Origin of the sequence: Bacillus sp. FSL R9-9497 (assembly GCF_038005805.1) — a bacterium.
In the GTDB taxonomy this organism is placed as follows: domain Bacteria; phylum Bacillota; class Bacilli; order Bacillales; family Bacillaceae_G; genus Bacillus_A; species Bacillus_A cereus.
The window spans coordinates 5,053,862-5,072,938 of record NZ_JBBOTY010000001.1; the positions used below are offsets into that span (position 1 = coordinate 5,053,862).

Sequence of the window (19,077 nt, forward strand, 5' to 3'; positions counted from 1 at the left end):
ATTTTTGTGTAAAATTTTAAATAGTGATGAAGTTTCGAGGTGAATAGAAATGAAACGAATAGATCTCATTTTTAACGCAATACAAAAAGGCAATTATACAGAAGGTGTAACCGCATCAGAACTCGCTACATTTCTGCAACTAGATCGCGCCAATGTAAGTAGCGATTTAAACAAACTTGTAAAAGATAAACGTTTATTAAAAACAAATACGCGACCTGTTCGTTTTTACATAGAAACGAACACTTCGTTGGAAACGCATTCAAAAGACATAACTTCATTAGATACATTTGCAATTGAAAATACGAGCCTTAAAATTGCAATTGAAAAAGCGAAAGCTTCTATTCTCTATCCTCCAAACGGTATGCATACTTTACTACTGGGAGAAACAGGGGTCGGAAAGTCTATGTTTGCTTCTTTAATGCACGAATATGCAATTGAAGTTGAACAGCTTCCCAAAGATGCACCATTTATCGTCTTTAACTGTGCTGATTATGCAAATAATCCACAGTTACTACTCGGGCAATTATTTGGGATTAAAAAAGGAGCTTATACAGGAGCAAGTGATCAAAAAGGGTTAATTGAAAAAGCACATGAAGGAATTCTTTTCTTAGATGAAGTACATCGCCTGCCTCCAGAGGGACAAGAAATGCTTTTCACCTTTATTGACCGCGGAGTATACCGCCGCCTTGGAGAAACAGAGAACGAACGTAAAGCACAAGTATTAATCATTACTGCAACAACAGAAGAACCAAATTCATTTTTATTAAAAACATTTACAAGACGTATACCGATGACTGTTACGCTGCCACCACTTCGTGAGCGTACACATAAAGAGCGCTTTGCTTTACTACAGCTATTTTTCACAAATGAAGCAATTCGTCTGCGAAAAGACATTCACGTTAGCCCAAATGCAATGCGTGCTTTCGTCTTTTACAATTGTCCCAATAACATTGGTCAATTAAAAACAGATGTTCAAATTGCCTGTGCGAAAGCCTATTCTGATTTGGTCACAAAGAAACGTGATTCTGTCTATGTTTCAAGTACAGATTTACCTTGGTATATGAAAGAAGGATTGTTCATTGAAAGGAAGAGCCGTCACTTATACCAAATACCAAATGAAACATTTGTATTTACAGGTGAGGAAGGTTGGAGTAATCATAAAACAGAAGATGAAAAACGCTCTTCTATTTACGATTATATTGATTATAAATACGAAGAACTTCAAGCACGTGGTATTGAAGAGGAAGAATTAGAATTACTAATAGAAAATGATGTTCAAAGCTTTTTCGTACAATATTTTAACCAAATATCAAAAAAAACAAGCCATGAAAATGTTTTTAAAATTGTGGATCGTAATATCGTTTCCGTATGTGAAAAAATAGCGGAACTTGCTGAAAAGCATTTATCTAAGACGTTTGATGAAAAAGTATTTCTCGCTTTAAGTTTACATGTACAGACAACTCTACAACGTTTACAAAGCGGAAAACAAATACATCACCCACAATTAAATCAAATTCGTACGAAATATAAAGAAGCTTTTTCCGTAGCTATGCAATGCATTCAACTACTGGAGGAAGAATTACAAATAACAATGCCTATTGATGAAGCTGGCTTTTTAACAATGTTCTTCGTTGTTGATCCAATTCCTGCCTCACAAACAGAAGTAAAAGTATTAATATTAGCACACGGTAATGGCATCGCAACTGAAATGGCAAACGTCGCAAACGAACTTCTCGGCATTGAGGAAGTAACCGGTATTGATATGCCGTTACACGAATCACCGAAAGATTTCTTGGAACGTGTGAAAGTGTATATGAAAACACTACAAAATGTAAATGGGCTTCTCTTACTTGTCGATATGGGGTCACTTGCTTATATCGGTGACATATTAGAAACGGAGTTCAAAATCCCTGTACGTGTTCTCTCGATGACGAGCACACCACACGCACTAGAAGCAGCTCGAAAAGCTCAGCTCGGTTATTCATTAGATGCGCTGTATGAAACAGTAAAAAATTTAACACCATTTTACTTAAACGTACAAGAAGAAAAGAAAAAACCTCTCTCTCCAATGAAATCTGTTATTTTAACAGCTTGCTTAACTGGTGAAGGAAGTGCTTTAGCTATTCAAAAAATGTTAGAGAACTATTTACGATTTGATAAAGACTTAATTGAAATTATTCCGATTAGTATCGTCCATGAAAAAGATTTAACGAAAATGATTGAGAACATAAAAAAAGAGCGTAACATCATTTGTATCGTCACGAATTTCGATGTGCAAGTACCATGCTTAACATATCATTTCCAAGACATCGTAAACTACACAGCGATTCAGCCCATTCAAGAATTAATTACGTATGAAGAAACATATGCAAAAATGGCGGATATTCTTGAACAACAAATGCAGCGTAACGATGGAGCATTACTAATCAAAACAATTCGTTACGCATTAAATACAATTCAGGAATTAATTTCCTTACAGCTAACTCCTGATAGCTTAATGGGTGTTATTCTGCATATGAGCTGTATGGTTGACCGTCTTCAAAAAGGGGAAAGCCTTCTTCCTCACCCTGATAAAGAGAAAAGAAGACAAGATGAGTACTGGATGTATATGAAAGTAAAAAAAGCATTGCAACCAATTGAAAACACATTTGAAATACAAATACCTGATGACGAAGTATTTTATGTTATGGACTTCTTTATTAAAAATCAGCCTGTTAAAAACTAATTGAGGCAATTTTTAAAAATATCGACCGTAACGTGAGTTATATCAGCGATTATTGAAATATATCGGCGCAACTCAGATTATATCAGCGATTTTCAAAATATATCGATTTACCGACAATAATTGCTAAAACTAGCACCTTATATAATGAGAAAAGGCTGTTCCAACATATGGACAGCCTTTTCCTCTATTTCTTTACTTTTCTAACTCGCCCTCTTATTTCTCCTCTTTTTTGTGATTTCGTATGGACATTAACATATACATTTGCTTGAATAATTTCTTGAAGTAAATGTACAAATGATTTCCCTTGTAAAGGTCCCTCAAAATCCTCCACATTCACTACACCAGTAATACTTCCCTCGTTCAAGCTAATCCCTTGCTCCAGTGGACCATACAAATATAAAACAACAGGACCAATTTGAGTAGACTTCCCTAAATGAATTTGACACGATGTAACCTTTTCTATATTTTTTAGTATTACTCTGTAATGCAATTTCGTTAAATCATCACTAAAAATAAACTCTGCTACCCCAAAAGCTTCTGTATTTACAGGAGGCACTTCCCTCTTACCTGTTAACCTGGCAAAGAAATGTGTTGTCATAAGGCATTCTCCTTATATAAATTTCCCAGCACTACTTCTACTACTTTATGGTTTAGACATAATCATTTATGACTTTTTCAATTTTAATTACAAAGAAAAGATTCACAAAATCTTTACATTAGATTTGTTCCTTTTGCTTTACCACTTCTTGTATAATGCACATAGCAAAAACATTCTAGGAGGTTATTTTGAAAAAAAACAAACACACCTTTCACACATTATTAGAGATTTTTCTCGTCTCATTTAAATTAGGACTTACTTCATTCGGCGGTCCTGTCGCTCATCTTGGTTATTTCCACCACGAATACGTGCAAAAAAGAAAATGGATGGATGAAAAAAGTTATGGAGACTTAGTAGCACTGTGTCAATTCCTTCCTGGCCCTGCCAGCAGCCAAGTCGGTATGGGTGTTGGATTATTACGGGGCGGGCTTTTAGGAGCTATTATTTCATGGATTGGATTCACTTTACCGTCTGTCCTTGTTTTAGTTTTCTTCGCCTCATTCCTTAATCAGTTCGATCTTGGGAGTGCTGGCTGGATTCATGGACTAAAACTTGTAGCAGTCGCTATTGTCGCTCACGCCATATGGGGAATGGCGCAAAAGTTAACTCCAGATCGCAACCGTGCGACGATTGCGATTGTAACTGCCGCAATCGTCTTATTATGGCCAAGTAGCTGGACGCAAGTGATCCTCATTATAATATGTGGCTTTATCAGCTGGTTTTTATATCGCAACCAACCAATTAGCCAATCTCAACATATAAAAGTACCTATTTCAAAAAAGATAGCAGTTTCTTGTCTCGTCTTATTCTTTGGACTCTTACTACTGCTACCAATATTAAGACCGTTCTCTTATTACATCGCTTTATTTGATAGTTTCTATCGCTCTGGCGCACTTGTATTTGGAGGAGGACACGTCGTGCTGCCCCTTCTTGAAGGTGAGTTCGTACAAAACGGCATGATGACGAAAGAACAGTTCCTAGCTGGATACGGATTAACACAAGCAGTACCAGGACCACTATTTACATTCGCCTCGTATATAGGAGCAGTGTTAAACGGGACGATTGGGGCAATACTCGCAACAATTGCGATTTTCCTCCCTGCTTTCTTACTCGTTATTGGTGTTTTACCATTTTGGAACAGCGTGAGAAAAATATCATTCATACAAGGCGCACTACTTGGAGTCAATGCCGCTGTTGTCGGTATTTTAATTGCCGCTTTTTACGATCCCATTTGGACGAGTACAGTTATGAATGCTTCAGATTTCGTTTTCGCTTCGCTTCTTTTTTGCTTACTAGCTTTTTGGAAAACACCACCTTGGGTTATCGTTATACTCGGGGCATTTGGCGGATATGCTCTATCCATTTTATAAATAAAAAACGACGGCATGATGTAGCCGTCGTTTTTCTATTAAAACTTCACAAGCTCTATTCCTTCTGGTAATTCGCTCTCTGTTAAAATACGCAATTCCTTCACACGATCCATTACGTAAGAAGAACGCTTCACAAGCTCTGGATCAATATAGGCTGGATGAACCATAATTTCTACCGTTTGTTCACCTTGTACTCTTTCTTTTAACTTCACAAAGTAATCTTCCGTCACACCATCCGCATAAAAGTCACTGTAAAATACATCAGAAAATGGATGCACCGCTCTATCTTCCCCACAACGACGAATTGGAACATTATATTTAGCTGCTAATCTCTCAAGAACATCGTGTAAGATCGGTAATCCGTGTACATGATGATGACTATCTAAATGAGTTGGTGTTAATCCGTAAGATAGGAATTTCTCAATTTGAGCAGTCCACTCTCTCTCAACTTCTTCTGGATTTATATTCCCTTCCCTTACAACACTTTGTTTATGAAACGATCCGTCGCTACCTACAAGTGATGGTACGTCTCCAAGAAGTGGTTCCCCTGCTGTTAATACGAGATGTACGCCTACTCCGAGTAGGTTATACTCTTTCGCTAAGCGTACCGCATGCTCTGTTCCTGGCATATTCATCATCATCGTCGTTGAATTTACAAGTCCATTTATATGCCCATCAATAATGCCGTAATTTGTACCTTCTGTAAGACCGAAATCATCTGCATTTACAATTAACTTAATCATCATAATACCTCCTAATAGAATAAAAAAAGCGGGCTAAATAGCGCCGCTTTTACTTCTCTACCTTTTTAAAGAACTGTGGAAGATATTCTTTATGTGCTTCCAACATTTCATCTAAAATTTGTTTTGCAACTGTATCTGATGGTACAAGTGGATTGATTGTCATAGCAAGCAGCGCCTTATGATAATCCCCTGTAACAGCAGCTTCAATTGTTGTGCGCTCGAATGATTTAATTTGTTGTACTAAACCGCGAACTGGTACTGGAAGGTCTCCAACTGCAATTGGTTTTGGACCTTCTTTCGTAATAATACAGTTCACTTCAACAGCTGAATCATGTGGCAAGCTTGCAATTGTTCCGTTGTTTCGTGTATTAACAGGCTGGATATCACCTTTATTATTGTAAATAGACGTAATTAAGCTACATGCTGCATCACTATAATAAGCTCCGCCACGTTTTTCTAATTGTGGTGGTTTAATATCTAAGTTCGGGTCTTTATATAACTCAAATAAATCATTTTCTAATTGTTTTACTACTTCTGCACGTGTACCTTTTTCAACAGAAGCCTCTTTCTCTTCTTCTAACATTTCACGTGTTTTGTAGTAGTAACGATGGTATGGACATGGAATTGCACGAAGGCCGCGAATAAAGTCTGGTTCCCAGTTAAGCGCTGCGATATTTTCCATCGTAATTTGCTTTTCTGGATCTGTCACAAGCTCTAACACACGATCCATTACACTTACGCCATCTAAGTATACATCTAGTCCGTATACCATATGATTTAAACCTGCGAAATCAACGTGGACACGACTTGCATCTACTTCAAGTAATCTTGCAAGACCCATGCGGATTCCGATTGGAACGTTACATAGACCAACTACTCTTTGAATATTTGTATAACGAAGGACAGCCTCTGTTACCATACCAGCTGGATTTGCAAAGTTAATTAACCATGCATTCGGACAGAGCTCCTCCATATCTTTACAAATATCTAAAATAACAGGAATCGTTCTCAACGCTTTGAATAGACCACCAGGACCATTTGTTTCCTGACCGATTACATCATATTTTAACGGGATTGCTTCATCTTTTGCACGTGCTTCTAATAAACCAACGCGAAGTTGTGTTGTTACGAAGTCAGCATCTTTTAATGCCTCACGGCGATCAAGTGTTAAATGTACCTCGATTGGTAAACCTGATTTTTTCACCATACGTTTTGCTAAGTTACCAACGATTTCTAACTTTTCTTTTCCTGCCTCAATATCTACTAACCAAATTTCACGAACAGGAAGCTCATCATAACGCTTAATAAATCCTTCAATTAACTCTGGTGTATAACTAGATCCACCGCCGATTGTAGCAATTTTAATTCCAGTCATGCTTTATTCCCCTTTCGCTTCAAGCTTTTTATAAAGATCGATAAACTCTGCTGCTAATTCTTTCACTGTAATCGCATTCATTAAATGATCTTGTGCGTGAATTAAAAGAACACTAACCTCTGTTTTTTCTCCTCTTGCTTCTGATTGTATGAGCTCTGTTTGGAAATGATGCGCTTCATTAATCGCTTCTTTCGCCTTTACCATCGCTTCATCTGCTTCTACCATTTTCCCCTGTTTGGCAAATTGAAGTGCCTCCATCGCAAAGCTTCGTGCGTTACCACTATTTAAAATCAATTGGAATGGAATTTGTTCTGCTGTAGTCATCATAATTACCGCCCTCTCTATAAGGTTCAACCGATTTAAATACCCCTTCAGTTTGAACATGTCTATTAAAGTATGAATTTATTAATGATAGTTTAGTGTTCATATAGATGTTTTTCATCTTTTTGAACATGATATAAAGGTAATTGTTCTCACAGGTATCGTTGTCTATGAGAACAATTACTATATTACATAGGTAAAGAATTACTATTACCTTGCGCTGCTGCTTTTTCAGTACGAACAACTGAACGGTCACATAACACAACGAATGGATAATAAATTACCATTGCAATTACAAAGTTGAATAACTGTAGAATTGCACCAGAAATATGTCCACCTGTTACAAGATAACCACTAATAATTGGTGGTGTTGCCCATGGAATCATCACAACTGTTTTTGGTACCCACCCCATAGATATAGCTGTATAAGAAGTAATTACTAATACAATTGGTGTTAGGATAAAAGGTAAGAATAAAATTGGATTTAAAATAATTGGTGTACCAAATATTACTGGTTCGTTAATGTTAAATGCACCAGGTCCAATTGATAAGCGAGATACACCACGTAATTGTGCACTTTTTGCTACGAGTAATACCACTACTAAGAATGCTAACGTCGCACCAGAACCACCAAGGTATACGAAAGTATCAAAGAATGGTTTTGTAATAATATTTGGAACATCAAATGCAGATGTACCACCTTTGAATAAATTCATATTTTTCTCTAATGCCGGTAAGTATAATGGCTCAATAATACCACCAACGATATTAGGCCCATGTAAACCGAAGAACCAAAGAAGATGAACAAGGATTACAATGATAATTGCACTTGGTAATGTCCCTGCTAAACTTTGCAGTGGTGATTGAATCGTATTAAAAATAAATTCATGAACACTTGTACCAGATAATTTCACTGCTAATTGAATACCTGCAACTACTGTTAAGATAACAAATGCTGGAACTATAGCTGCGAAAGATCTTAAAACTGCTGGTGGTACTCCATCAGGCATTTTAAAAGTAATGTTTCTTTGTACAAAGAAACGGAATACTTCAGTAACAAGGAGTGCCACAATAATTGCTACAAATAACCCTTGTGCACCTGTCCAAGCTAAGTTCAATCCGCCTTCTTTCGGTGTTGTTGGTGTAAGAATAATTAACGCACCAAATGAAATAATACCTGCTGACAAACCATCAACGCCGTAAGATTTTGCTAAGTTATAACTTGTTGTAAATGCTATGATTAGTGCTAGAATCGCGAAAGAACCAGTCCACATTCCGCCGCCGACTTGTTTCCACGTTTCACCAAACAAACCTTTCATGAAATCTTGGAAAACTTCAGATGGAAAACCATTAATTAGTGATGCCAGTGCACCAACTAAAATAAGTGGCATAACTGCAATAAATCCGTCACGGATCGCAGCTAAGTGACGTTGCGATCCGATTTTACCAGCGACAGGAACAATATATTTCTCCATAAATGCAATAAACTTTTGCATTTCGCTTCCCCCCTAATTATTTTTTAAGTGTTAATGCGTGATCTAAAACTGCTTCTCCATTCATCATGCCGTAGTGCATTGGATTGATAACGTCGATTCCAACGTTTTTCTCGTCAGCAAGCGTTTTCATTGAAGAGAGCATATAACGAACTTGTGGTCCTAGTAATAATACATCTGCTTGGTCGATATTGTTTTTTACTGCATCCCCAGATACAGCCCAAATCTTTCCTTCTAGACCGCGAGCTTTTGCAGCCGCTTCCATTTTTGTAACTAGTAAACTTGTAGACATCCCTGCTGAACAACATAATAAAATATTCATTTGAAAATCCCCCTTGTGTAGTATAAAAAATTTATGTTTATTTATTTTTCTTTACGCTATTTATTAATGCAATTAGCGTGCCAACTTTTTAAAACCACTAAAATCAGTGCTTTTTCGAGCATTTTCTTTGTGTGTTAACGCTTTCAATTAGTGTGTCGTCCAAAAAACACACAGTGTGTTATAAAACAACACGCTTTTAACACATAACTGTATGAAAATAGATTAGTGTTTAGTCGTCTAGTTGTGTTTAATATGAAAAAACACTAAAAAAACTTTTTCAATGAAAAATAATTCATTATTTTAACCCACTATTTAGTGAAATAAAAAAACCTTGCATAAGCAAGGTTCATTCATCCACCGACATCTTCCTATATAACTCTACAAACTCACTGGCTAATTCTTTCACCGTAATTGCATTCATTAAATGGTCTTGCGCGTGTACCATTAAAAGAGTAACTTCGGTCTTTTCGCCACCAGCCTCTTTCTGGATAAGCTCCGTTTGTACGCGGTGCGCCTCCTTTAATTCCTCTAGTGCTTCTTGTAATTTAGCTTCAGCTTCTGTAAACTCCCCACGCTTCGCACAATCAATTGCTTCCATTGAACAACTTCTCGCGTTTCCCCCATGCAAGATTAAATGAAAAGCTTTCGTCTCTATCGTATCCATTGTAGTTCTTTACTCCCCCTTTTCTTCCGCCAGTTTTTGTTTATCCCATATTTTTAAGAACGGTAAATAAATGAAGAATGCTAGCGCAAAGTTAACAAGTTGCAAAATAACACCTGAAATTTTCCCGCCCGATCCTAAATATCCACTAAAAAGAATAGGTGTCGTCCAAGGTACAGCGGCCCCACTCGGACGTGCAACCCATCCCCATTCCATTGCAAAGTAAGAAACAATTGTTAGCACGACTGGAACTAATATAAATGGAATTAGTAAAAGTGGGTTCATCACAATTGGTATACCAAAAGTTACCATCTCATTAATATTAAATATACCAGGTGCAATTGACAATCTCCCTAAACTTTTTAATTGTTGACTTCGCGCAAATAGTAACATTCCGACAACTAGAGCAAGCGTTGCACCAGAACCGCCCATATAAATCCATAAGTCAAAAAACTGTGCCGTAATCGTATTTGGTACATCTTGCCCAGCTTGAAAAGCAACTCGGTTTTGATCCATTAACGACAACCAAACGGGGCTCATTACACCACCAACAATAGTAGCACCATGAATTCCACAAGACCAAAGAACATGAACGAGAATAACTGCTATTATTGCGCCCCAAAGACTAGCACCAAGTACACTAAGCGGTTCCTGTAAAATTTGTCCTACAATATTATGGATACTGCCAAAAGAAGTATTTTCTATAATTAAGCGTAAAATCCAAATAACTGTTACAACAATAAATCCTGGAACAAGTGCTGCAAATGAACGCGTGACAGCTGGTGGAACTGTCTCTGGCATCTTTATAATTATCTTTTTTTGTACAATAAACCGATAAAGTTCAGTAGATATAAGTGCAATAATCATTGCTACAAATAACCCTTGGCTTCCCATTAATGCAGCTGGGATAGCTCCTTCTACAAGTACACTTTCTTTTGTACTTGGTATAATATATGCAACTTGAAATGGAGTCGCAAGTAAAAACGTCACAAGCGACAATGCCCCGGATGCTAAAGCATCTACTTTATAATACTCTCCAAGTCTGTAAGCGATTCCAAAAACAGCTATTAAAGCCATTATATTAAAAGTTGCACTAACTGGATACCCTAAAGCTCGCTGCCAATTCTCCCCAAACAAACCTGCCATAAAATCGTTATATCCCGGTATCGGCAGTGCACTAATAATGAGGAAAAACGATCCAATAATTAAGAAAGGCATCGTTAAAATAATTCCATCTCGAATTGCTTGTAAATGCCTCTGCTCTGCAACCTTCCCTGCTACCGGCATCACATACTTCTCTAAAAACCGTATCATCTATCCCACTCTCCTCATGGTTTCATTAACAAAGCTGCTTGCAAGATAGCTTCTCCATTACAAAGTCCGTAATGAACAGATTGAATGACATCAACAGGTATCCCTTTATCCTTACATAATTCTTTCATTTTCGGTAATAAATAACGTACTTGCGGTCCAAGTAAAAGGACATCAGCTTTATCAATATGACTATTCACTTCAGAACCTGATACTGCCCAGATTGTTACTTCTATCCCTCTTGCCTCTGCTGCTTTCTCCATCTTTGTAACAATCAAACTGGAAGACATTCCCGCTGCACAGCAAAGTAAAATATTCATCCCGCTTCCCTCCCCCTTTTTCTCTACCTAAGTTATGGTGCACTCCTTGCCACCACTAGGTTACAAATATATATGTCTAGATTTCCTGCTGTATGCCGAGCTTAAAAACAAAAATTTCTTGATTTTCACGCTATTCCATTTATCCGTATTCTCCTAGTAAAGAGGCCCCTAACTCGCTATAATGATTCAGTATGATTTTTTTAATTGATAGGAGGATATATTTATGAAGGCATATCGCTTTCCACTTATTTTATTATCTTCTATCCTAATTGGTGGTTTCATTGGTTATTTCATGGGTGCCGATGCAGTTGCTTTAAAGCCGCTTGGTGACATTTTCTTAAACTTAATGTTTACGATTGTTGTACCTCTAGTGTTCTTTAGCATCGCATCGTCTATTGCTAATATGGATGGATTAAAACGTTTCGGTAAAATTATGTCTAGTATGGCTGGGACTTTCTTATTTACAAGTATTTTAGCTGCTATTTTTATGATTATTGTCGTGAAAGTATTCCCGCCAGCACAAGGTGTTGTACTAGAACTAACACAACCTGACAAAGCCGGTAAAGCTGTTAGTGTTGCAGATCAAATCGTCGGTATTTTAACAGTATCTGACTTCTCGAAGTTACTATCTCGTGAAAATATGTTAGCTCTTATTTTCTTCTCTATCTTAATGGGGATTGCAACTTCAGCAGTTGGCGAAAAAGGAAAGCCATTTGCTACATTCCTACAAGCTGGTGCAGAGATTTCAATGAAGGTTGTATCTTTCATTATGTACTACGCTCCAATCGGACTTGCTGCTTACTTCGCAGCATTAGTTGGCGAATTCGGACCACAACTTCTTGGAACTTACTTCCGAGCAGCAATGGTATACTATCCTGCTTCTCTAATTTATTTCTTTGTATTCTTCACATTCTATGCATACCTTGCAGGTCGCAAACAAGGTGTACAAGTATTTTGGAAGAACATGGTCTCTCCTACAGTTACATCACTTGCAACTTGTAGTAGTGCCGCAAGTATTCCAGCAAACTTAGAAGCAACAAAGAAAATGGGTATTTCTTCAGACGTTCGTGAAACAGTTGTCCTTCTTGGTTCTACTCTTCATAAAGATGGCTCTGTTTTAGGCGGCGTATTAAAAATTGCTTTCTTATTCGGTATTTTCAACATGGAATTCGAAGGACCGAAAACATTAGCAATCGCACTTGTTGTTTCTCTATTAGTAGGAACAGTAATGGGCGCTATTCCAGGCGGCGGTATGATTGGTGAAATGTTAATCGTTTCTTTATATGGCTTCCCGCCAGAAGCATTGCCAATTATCGCAGCAATCAGTACAATCATTGATCCTCCTGCAACGATGTTAAACGTAACAGCAGATAACGCTTGTGCCGTAATGACAGCTCGCCTTGTAGAAGGTAAGAACTGGATCAAAAACAAATTTGCTTAATAAATAGAAAGAGGATGCTCCAAACGAGCATCCTCTTTCTTTGTTGTTAATCCATTCCGCCACAAATTTGTTAAAACCTTCACAAATATTCCACACCTCTTATCCATTCTCCGTACTATAATCATGTATGGAAAAGGAGATGGATCTAATGACTCAAAGCGCACCAGAATTTAAAGTTTTGCAAAGCATTGCATTTCTCGCTGTCGTTTTGCAAAGTTCTTTATTATATACAATGAATCAAGGAAATGTCTTACTTGAGGAATCCCTCATTATGGGCATGCTATTTAATCTTGCAAAATTCTCAGCACCAGCATTCATATTTATCGTTGGATTTCACTTAATTCGTCACTATACGAAGCAATTAGTATATAAAGAATATATTTCTGAAAAAGCGATACACTTACTCATTCCGTATTTCTTTTGGTCTATTCTTTACTTATTAACAACAAACGATCTTATTACATTACAAAGTGGAATAAAAAGTTTATTACTCGGAACAGCCGCGCCCCATCTTTGGTACGTTATTATGATGTTCCAAATTCACTTATTGTTCCCTTTACTATGCACACTTTTTTATTGGTTTCAAAAACGAACAGAAAATAAAAAAGACATATATAAATATATGACCTTTTTCGCTTGCCTATATTTTCTATTAATGTGGTTCTCTTCTCACTATATTTTTAATGGAGAAAAATTAACAAGTTCAACAATTTTACATTATACAGATCGATCATTTCTATTCTACTCATTCTATTTCGTTATGGGCGGCATTGCCGCTGTAGCACTAAAAACTTGGCGTCTATTCGTCATGAAACATATCCCGCTTATAACAATATTATTTTTCATCTTATTTTTATTCATCAATTATGAGTTGTTTAGTTTTTACGGAGCAAACTCTATTCATTTAACTGTTTCTACCTATTTAAAACCATCTATGTTTTTATATATCGTATGCGAAATTATCATACTGTATGTGTTATCTATTATGATAGTACAGCGTCGTGGTTTCTTATATAAAACGTTACGTTTCATTGGAAATTACACGTATGGTGCTTATTTAGCTCATTTATTCTTCTTGCAACTATGCACAAAACTTCTTTCCTTATTCACGCTGCAAGAAAATACTATATTATATAGCCTATTACTATTTGTGTTAACGGCTATTATCTCTATTTCAACAATGGTCATTTGTAGCACAATACCATTTCATACTTGGATTACAGGTCCTTCTCCTACAACAAAGATGAAATGGACGAAGGTTGTATTACGAAAAAATCATAAAAAACTATTCAAGCCATATATTTGATATAATAATACGCATATAAAAAGAAAGCGAGAGACACCTATGATTAATCAAGTTGGACAAATTATGCTATATGTAAATAACCAAGACGAAACAGTACAATTTTGGACAGAAAAAGTAGGGTTCCAAATCATTGCGGAAGAAAATAACGGAAACGGATTCCGCTGGATTGAAATTGCACCGGCGAAAGAAGCAGGAACAAGCATCGTCCTTCACGATAAAGCGTTAATCGCGAAGATGCAACCTGAACTAAACCTAAATACACCTTCACTTATGTTCTTCTCAAATGACTTAGACCGTCTATATAAAGATCTTTCTGAGAAAAATGTCACAGTTGGACAGGTTGTAGATTTACCTACTGGTAGAGCATTCAACTTTGCTGATAATGAAAATAATTACTTTGCAGTAATGGAACGCAAATAAAAAATAAGCTATCCGAAAAAATCGGATAGCTTATTTCATTTTAAGAAACTTGTTCTGCATTCGTTTCTCTATGCTGTATATGGCTCGTGACCCAAGCAATTCCACCGGCAACAACGAGATAACATAACAATATTAAAATTTGCATTTGTAATTGCGACCAATCTCCTAAAGAGATAACATCTTGTAATCCTCTAAGAGAATGAGACATTGGGAGAAACTGTCCAATTTTACTAAGAACAGCTATGTTTAATTCTCCTGGGAAAGTACCTCCGCTCGTCGCTAATTGCAGGACAAGAAGCGTTACCGCTAAGAACTTTCCAACAAGACCAAATACTGTTACTAGCATAAGAATAAATGTCATAAACGTAAAGGAAATAACAATACTTGATAAAACAAAGAGTGGCACACTTGCGACTTCTAATTTCATAACACCTAGCACAACTACATCTACGAGTAGAGCTTGAATAAGCCCAATTAAATATACCAATCCTAGTTTATTAATAAAATGTACCGTTCCGCTTACCTTCATGTTTTGTCTGCGGCCAAGAGGTAAAATATTCGATGCCATAATTCCGCCAACATAAAATGCAAGTGATAAGAAATATGGTGCAATGCCTGAACCGTAGTTAGGAACGTCAGAAACTGTTGACTTCACTAACTGAACTGGCTCTGAGAACATCGTATTGCGTGCATCATCATTACGAACATCCGCTATCTTCTCTGCGCCCTCTCCTAATTTCGTAGAAAGTTCTTTCGCACCATCATCAAGTTTAACAAGTCCATTTGTTAATTTACTAGCACCGTTATTCAGCTCCGTTCCACCACTCGCAAGCTGATTTACACCTTCTTGCAGGGATGTAAATCCATTTCCCCACTTCATAAATCCATCAGCCAAATTCGATGCACCATCTGCTATCTTTTTCGTTCCAGCAGTAGCTTCATTTAACTTAAATCCGAATGTATTCATGCCTTCTTCAATCTTATGTTGACCATCAGTTAGCTTCTTCGCACCTTGTGTCAATTGTTGTTGGCTATTATTTAAAGTACTTGTTGCTTTAGCTAGTCCATTAGACGTAGCAACAATTTTTTGAAAAGCGGGATCTTGCTGCACTTCTGGATGATTTTTCACGTACTCTTCTAATTGTTGTTTTACACTATTTGCCGCATTGTCCGCTTTCGCTTGCCCTTCAGCAAGTTTTTCATTTCCATTCACCCATTCATTTGTACCAGCACTTAATTCACTAATTCCTGATTGTAACGTTTTTTCACCTTGTGCTAATAACTCCATACCACTATGAAGTGATGTCGCTCCTTGACTCAGCTCATTTGCTCCCCCCGTTAAGGCAGATTGGCTAGACGCAAGCTTGTCACTTCCTTCTTTCAATTTCGATGTCCCGTCACTTAAACGATCAATACCATTCGCAAGCTGACTTGCTCCATTTTTTGCATCGGTCGTTCCTTCATGTAATTTCCCCGCACCGTTACTTGCATCACTCAACCCTTGTGCCAAATCTTGAAACTTTGAAAAGACACCTTCTGTATAAGATTTCGTAATACTGTTTGAGATTTTTGTTTTCATATTTTCAACAGCTGTCGTTCCAATTTGAGCCGCTACAAAGTTTTTACCTGGATTTACTTTGTACTGCAACTTTGCTGGCTCTGGTTTCTCATTCATAAGTGTACTTACCTTTTTAGAGAAATCTTCCGGAATCGTAACAACCATATAATATTTATCTTCTTTTAACCCTTCATCAGCATTTTTTTCTGATACGAAATGAAAAGCCAATTCCTTATTTTCTTTTAAATTTTTAACAAAATCGTCTCCTGCATGAATTGTTTTTTCATCCATCGCAGCGCCCTTATCTAAATTCACAACCGCAACAGGTAATTTATCTAATTTTCCGTACGGATCCCAATATCCAGCTAAAAAGAATCCTGAATAAATTAACGGAACGATTAATAAAAAAATTAAAGCGATACGTCCATGTTTATGGTGCCACATCGCTTTCCAATCTTTAAATATAAGTTTAATTCCCTTCATGAAACATACTCCTCTTCTAATTTAACACCCTTCGAATGGTTTAACAGATTTACTATACACGTCACTTTACATACTGTATAATACATCTTTAATTATTAATTCATTCCTTTTGGTCTATAGAAAGGAGACTCGAAATGGAACTGCTCCAGTTAAAATACTTTCAGACAGTTGCACGACTAGAACACATGACAAAGGCAGCTGAAGAATTGCATATCGCGCAACCTTCACTCAGCAAAACAATCGCTAGACTCGAAAAGGATTTAGGAGTCCCTTTATTTGATCGCCAAGGCCGACAGATTACTTTAAATTCTTTCGGAAAAGTATTTTTAAAACGAGTAGAACGTATTTTTCATGAATTAAGCGAAGGGCAGCGAGAAATTAAAGATTTAGCCGAATTACAACAAAGCTCTATTACGCTGGCCGTTTCTATTCCGAGAATATTACCAGAACTACTTGGCTCTTTTTTACTAGAACATCGTAACGTTCGATTCCAACAATTTCTTGCATCCACTCCTTCTATGAAACGACAACTAGATAATATAGAAATTGACTTTTGTATCTCCTCTGTGCCAATTGAAGGTCAGGAGATTGTTTGGGAACCACTTATTACAGAAGAAATTTTCTTAGTCGTCCCTTCAGGCCATCGTTTATCAGGCCGAGAAAATATCCACCTGCATGAAGTAAAAAACGAACCGTTTATTAGTATGAACACTGGCTATGGATTTCGACACTTAACGGATGGATTTTGCAAAGAAGCTGGTTTCACTCCGCATATTGCTTTTGAAGTAGATGAACCGACCGTGATTAGCGACCTCATTAAGCAAGGTCTCGGCATCGCTTTTGTTCCAAGTTTAACTTTATTAAAAAACTCTACTTTAGCATCAAGCAAGTTGCATATTATTGAACCCAATTGTCAGCGAACCATCGGATTAAGTTGGTCAAAAAAACGCTACTTATCAAAAACAGCTCAGCAATTCCGTGAATTTGTGATTGATTACTTCTCCAACATTAGGACGTAAAATTATATCAACAAATAAAAGTTGCCACCCTCATATGGTGGCAACTTTTATTGTTCACTCTTTTTTAATTCCATTTCAGCTAAAAGTGGTAGTACATTATCAAAAATATGCGTATTATTATTTTCACCTGTTACATATCCACCGTAATATCTACTAAATACGTTATCATTTCGGAATGTGGCCATATGATCATACAATTCTTTCGCAAACTTTTTATCACCTGTTTGTAGTACGTACAAAATCGTTAATCCGTATGCGGCTGGCGATTCATAATTCACAGTTTGTTTTCCTGTTTCTAAATTGTAACGACCGTATAGCTTTCCATCCTCCTGGAATTTCTTCTTTATAAATTCCAAATAAGCAGCTGATGAAAGACCACCTAAACTTCGATGATATGCAACGTATGATTGGTCAATAAGATTCACTTCTTTATCGTACGTAAATGTACCATCTTCTTTATACTCTTTCGGGAATGCCCAGCCATGCCTTGGATAATCCGCTAAAAATTGAACGACTTCCTGATATTGCTGAGCAGAAACTTTGTCGTACTTCTTCATATAGGAGAATGCACGTGGATTTATGTATGATGTTGTTACAAAATTATTTTGTTTCCCTGCATCTGCATCATAATAATCAACATAATAATTATCTTTTTTATTATAACGAAGTACAGCATCACTTAATTGATCGGCAAGGTTTTTATAACGCTCTTCCTTATACATTTCATAAGCACGATATAATTGTTCTATAATACGAAGATCATCTATAAGTGCATTTGTAGCTGACTGCCTCTCTCCCTTTTCAGAGAGTTTCCATAAAACGATATGATTCTTATATACGAAATTATCTTGAATAACCTTTACTTGCTCATCAAATAACGCCTGATCATCTTTATCAAGTGTATATTGTAACCATAATCCCGCTGATTCTGATAAAGCTTCACGTCCCTTTGCTTCACCCGTACCTGCCTTAGTATCTACTAAACGATACGTGGCAAGCGTTCCATTGTCATTCACCATATGCCTTAAAATAAAATTTTCTGTACGGTTTCCTTGTAAAGCTGACCAAAATACAATTCCACCTAAAACGATTAAGAAGATAACTCCAATCCCTATATATAAACGTTTCCGCAATCTTTTCACCTCCCTAGTAAGGCTAACCTTAATTTTATCAGAACATACATAAATTTAAAAAAGACAATCCACTAGATTGTCTCCCCCATTTCTATCCCTCGCAAACCTCTTTAGAAGGTTTATATAGCGATTGTACAAGTCGATCATATTCACGACGTGTAATCTCTTTATTATATAGCTTCAATAATAAATCTCTATGCTCTTTTGAAAATGCCATCTTTTTAATGACTTCAGGATACATAAAACACCCTCTCCATTTCACATAAACTTCTTCTTTCCGAAAAACAGAACTTATGTTCGCATAAAAGATTATAAAAGATTCCTGTAAAAAAAACAAACAAAACATGAGAAACTTTTTATTTCTTTCTATTCGAAATATTACAACATTATATTATCATATTCACTTTTTAAATACATATATATTTTTGGTAGTTTTTTTGAATAAATCTTCCAATTCAATCAGAAAATAATGGCAAAA

18 protein-coding genes are annotated in these 19,077 nt (G+C 36.6%); 6 read left to right on the forward strand and 12 right to left on the reverse strand.

Annotated features, from left to right (window positions below):
• The first annotated feature begins 49 nt into the window (after positions 1-49).
• Positions 50-2,725 (forward strand): PRD domain-containing protein, encoded by a 2,676-nt coding sequence (locus MKY21_RS26220; RefSeq protein WP_000820967.1) that lies wholly within the window; start codon positions 50-52, stop codon positions 2,723-2,725.
• 184 nt (positions 2,726-2,909) lie between these two features.
• On the opposite strand, the gene exsM is transcribed toward MKY21_RS26220, so the two are convergent.
• Positions 2,910-3,323 carry an exosporium regulatory protein ExsM gene (gene exsM / locus MKY21_RS26225; RefSeq protein ID WP_000207046.1) on the reverse strand — a complete coding sequence of 138 codons (414 nt, stop codon included), beginning with the start codon at positions 3,321-3,323 and terminating at the stop codon, positions 2,910-2,912.
• A 188-nt stretch (positions 3,324-3,511) separates the two neighbouring features.
• Here exsM and MKY21_RS26230 point away from each other — a divergent pair, with 188 nt between their 5' ends.
• Positions 3,512-4,693: a chromate transporter gene (locus tag MKY21_RS26230; RefSeq protein WP_341077747.1), complete on the forward strand. Its 1,182-nt coding sequence runs from the start codon at positions 3,512-3,514 to the stop codon at positions 4,691-4,693.
• 38 nt (positions 4,694-4,731) lie between these two features.
• On the opposite strand, the gene chbG is transcribed toward MKY21_RS26230, so the two are convergent.
• The 8 genes from chbG to MKY21_RS26270 all read right to left on the reverse strand — a co-directional run bounded on the left by chbG (position 4,732) and on the right by MKY21_RS26270 (position 11,239).
• Positions 4,732-5,436, reverse strand: coding sequence for a chitin disaccharide deacetylase (gene chbG / locus MKY21_RS26235; RefSeq protein ID WP_000593488.1), 705 nt, complete (start codon positions 5,434-5,436; stop codon positions 4,732-4,734).
• Positions 5,437-5,485: 49 nt separating this feature from the next.
• Complete coding sequence (gene celF, locus MKY21_RS26240) at positions 5,486-6,811, reverse strand: 6-phospho-beta-glucosidase (RefSeq protein ID WP_000145763.1); 1,326 nt, start codon at positions 6,809-6,811, stop codon at positions 5,486-5,488.
• Positions 6,812-6,814: 3 nt separating this feature from the next.
• Positions 6,815-7,138 (reverse strand): PTS lactose/cellobiose transporter subunit IIA, encoded by a 324-nt coding sequence (locus MKY21_RS26245; protein ID WP_000989059.1) that lies wholly within the window; start codon positions 7,136-7,138, stop codon positions 6,815-6,817.
• 182 nt (positions 7,139-7,320) lie between these two features.
• The gene (gene celB / locus MKY21_RS26250) at positions 7,321-8,628 is read right to left on the reverse strand and encodes a PTS cellobiose transporter subunit IIC (protein WP_001168837.1); all 1,308 of its coding nucleotides are present in this window, start codon (positions 8,626-8,628) and stop codon (positions 7,321-7,323) included.
• A 16-nt stretch (positions 8,629-8,644) separates the two neighbouring features.
• A complete protein-coding gene (locus MKY21_RS26255) occupies positions 8,645-8,947 on the reverse strand; it encodes a PTS sugar transporter subunit IIB (RefSeq protein ID WP_001023563.1) in 303 nt (100 codons plus the stop codon).
• A 346-nt stretch (positions 8,948-9,293) separates the two neighbouring features.
• The gene (locus MKY21_RS26260; RefSeq protein ID WP_000379645.1) at positions 9,294-9,611 is read right to left on the reverse strand and encodes a PTS lactose/cellobiose transporter subunit IIA; all 318 of its coding nucleotides are present in this window, start codon (positions 9,609-9,611) and stop codon (positions 9,294-9,296) included.
• A 9-nt stretch (positions 9,612-9,620) separates the two neighbouring features.
• Positions 9,621-10,922 carry a PTS cellobiose transporter subunit IIC gene (celB, locus tag MKY21_RS26265; protein WP_016118904.1) on the reverse strand — a complete coding sequence of 434 codons (1,302 nt, stop codon included), beginning with the start codon at positions 10,920-10,922 and terminating at the stop codon, positions 9,621-9,623.
• A gap of 14 nt (positions 10,923-10,936) precedes the next feature.
• Positions 10,937-11,239, reverse strand: coding sequence for a PTS sugar transporter subunit IIB (locus MKY21_RS26270; RefSeq protein ID WP_001023554.1), 303 nt, complete (start codon positions 11,237-11,239; stop codon positions 10,937-10,939).
• Between the two features lie 223 nt (positions 11,240-11,462).
• Between MKY21_RS26270 and MKY21_RS26275 the strand changes: the two genes are divergently transcribed.
• The 3 genes from MKY21_RS26275 to MKY21_RS26285 all read left to right on the forward strand — a co-directional run bounded on the left by MKY21_RS26275 (position 11,463) and on the right by MKY21_RS26285 (position 14,406).
• Entirely contained in the window at positions 11,463-12,680 is a 1,218-nt protein-coding gene (locus MKY21_RS26275) for a dicarboxylate/amino acid:cation symporter (RefSeq protein WP_000649376.1), read from the forward strand.
• A gap of 148 nt (positions 12,681-12,828) precedes the next feature.
• Positions 12,829-13,986: an acyltransferase gene (locus tag MKY21_RS26280; protein ID WP_000194295.1), complete on the forward strand. Its 1,158-nt coding sequence runs from the start codon at positions 12,829-12,831 to the stop codon at positions 13,984-13,986.
• A gap of 39 nt (positions 13,987-14,025) precedes the next feature.
• Positions 14,026-14,406 carry a VOC family protein gene (locus MKY21_RS26285; RefSeq protein ID WP_000610162.1) on the forward strand — a complete coding sequence of 127 codons (381 nt, stop codon included), beginning with the start codon at positions 14,026-14,028 and terminating at the stop codon, positions 14,404-14,406.
• Positions 14,407-14,446: 40 nt separating this feature from the next.
• On the opposite strand, the gene MKY21_RS26290 is transcribed toward MKY21_RS26285, so the two are convergent.
• A complete protein-coding gene (locus MKY21_RS26290) occupies positions 14,447-16,447 on the reverse strand; it encodes a YhgE/Pip domain-containing protein (RefSeq protein WP_000676209.1) in 2,001 nt (666 codons plus the stop codon).
• 134 nt (positions 16,448-16,581) lie between these two features.
• On the opposite strand from MKY21_RS26290, the gene MKY21_RS26295 reads away from it, so the two are divergent.
• Positions 16,582-17,466 (forward strand): LysR family transcriptional regulator, encoded by an 885-nt coding sequence (locus tag MKY21_RS26295; protein WP_000421943.1) that lies wholly within the window; start codon positions 16,582-16,584, stop codon positions 17,464-17,466.
• 47 nt (positions 17,467-17,513) lie between these two features.
• Here MKY21_RS26295 and MKY21_RS26300 read toward each other — a convergent pair whose 3' ends face one another.
• Together MKY21_RS26300 and MKY21_RS26305 are read right to left on the reverse strand one after the other, a co-directional pair.
• Positions 17,514-18,599, reverse strand: coding sequence for a hypothetical protein (locus MKY21_RS26300; RefSeq protein WP_001231677.1), 1,086 nt, complete (start codon positions 18,597-18,599; stop codon positions 17,514-17,516).
• 91 nt (positions 18,600-18,690) lie between these two features.
• A complete protein-coding gene (locus MKY21_RS26305; RefSeq protein WP_000283179.1) occupies positions 18,691-18,840 on the reverse strand; it encodes a hypothetical protein in 150 nt (49 codons plus the stop codon).
• Positions 18,841-19,077: the final 237 nt, after the last annotated feature.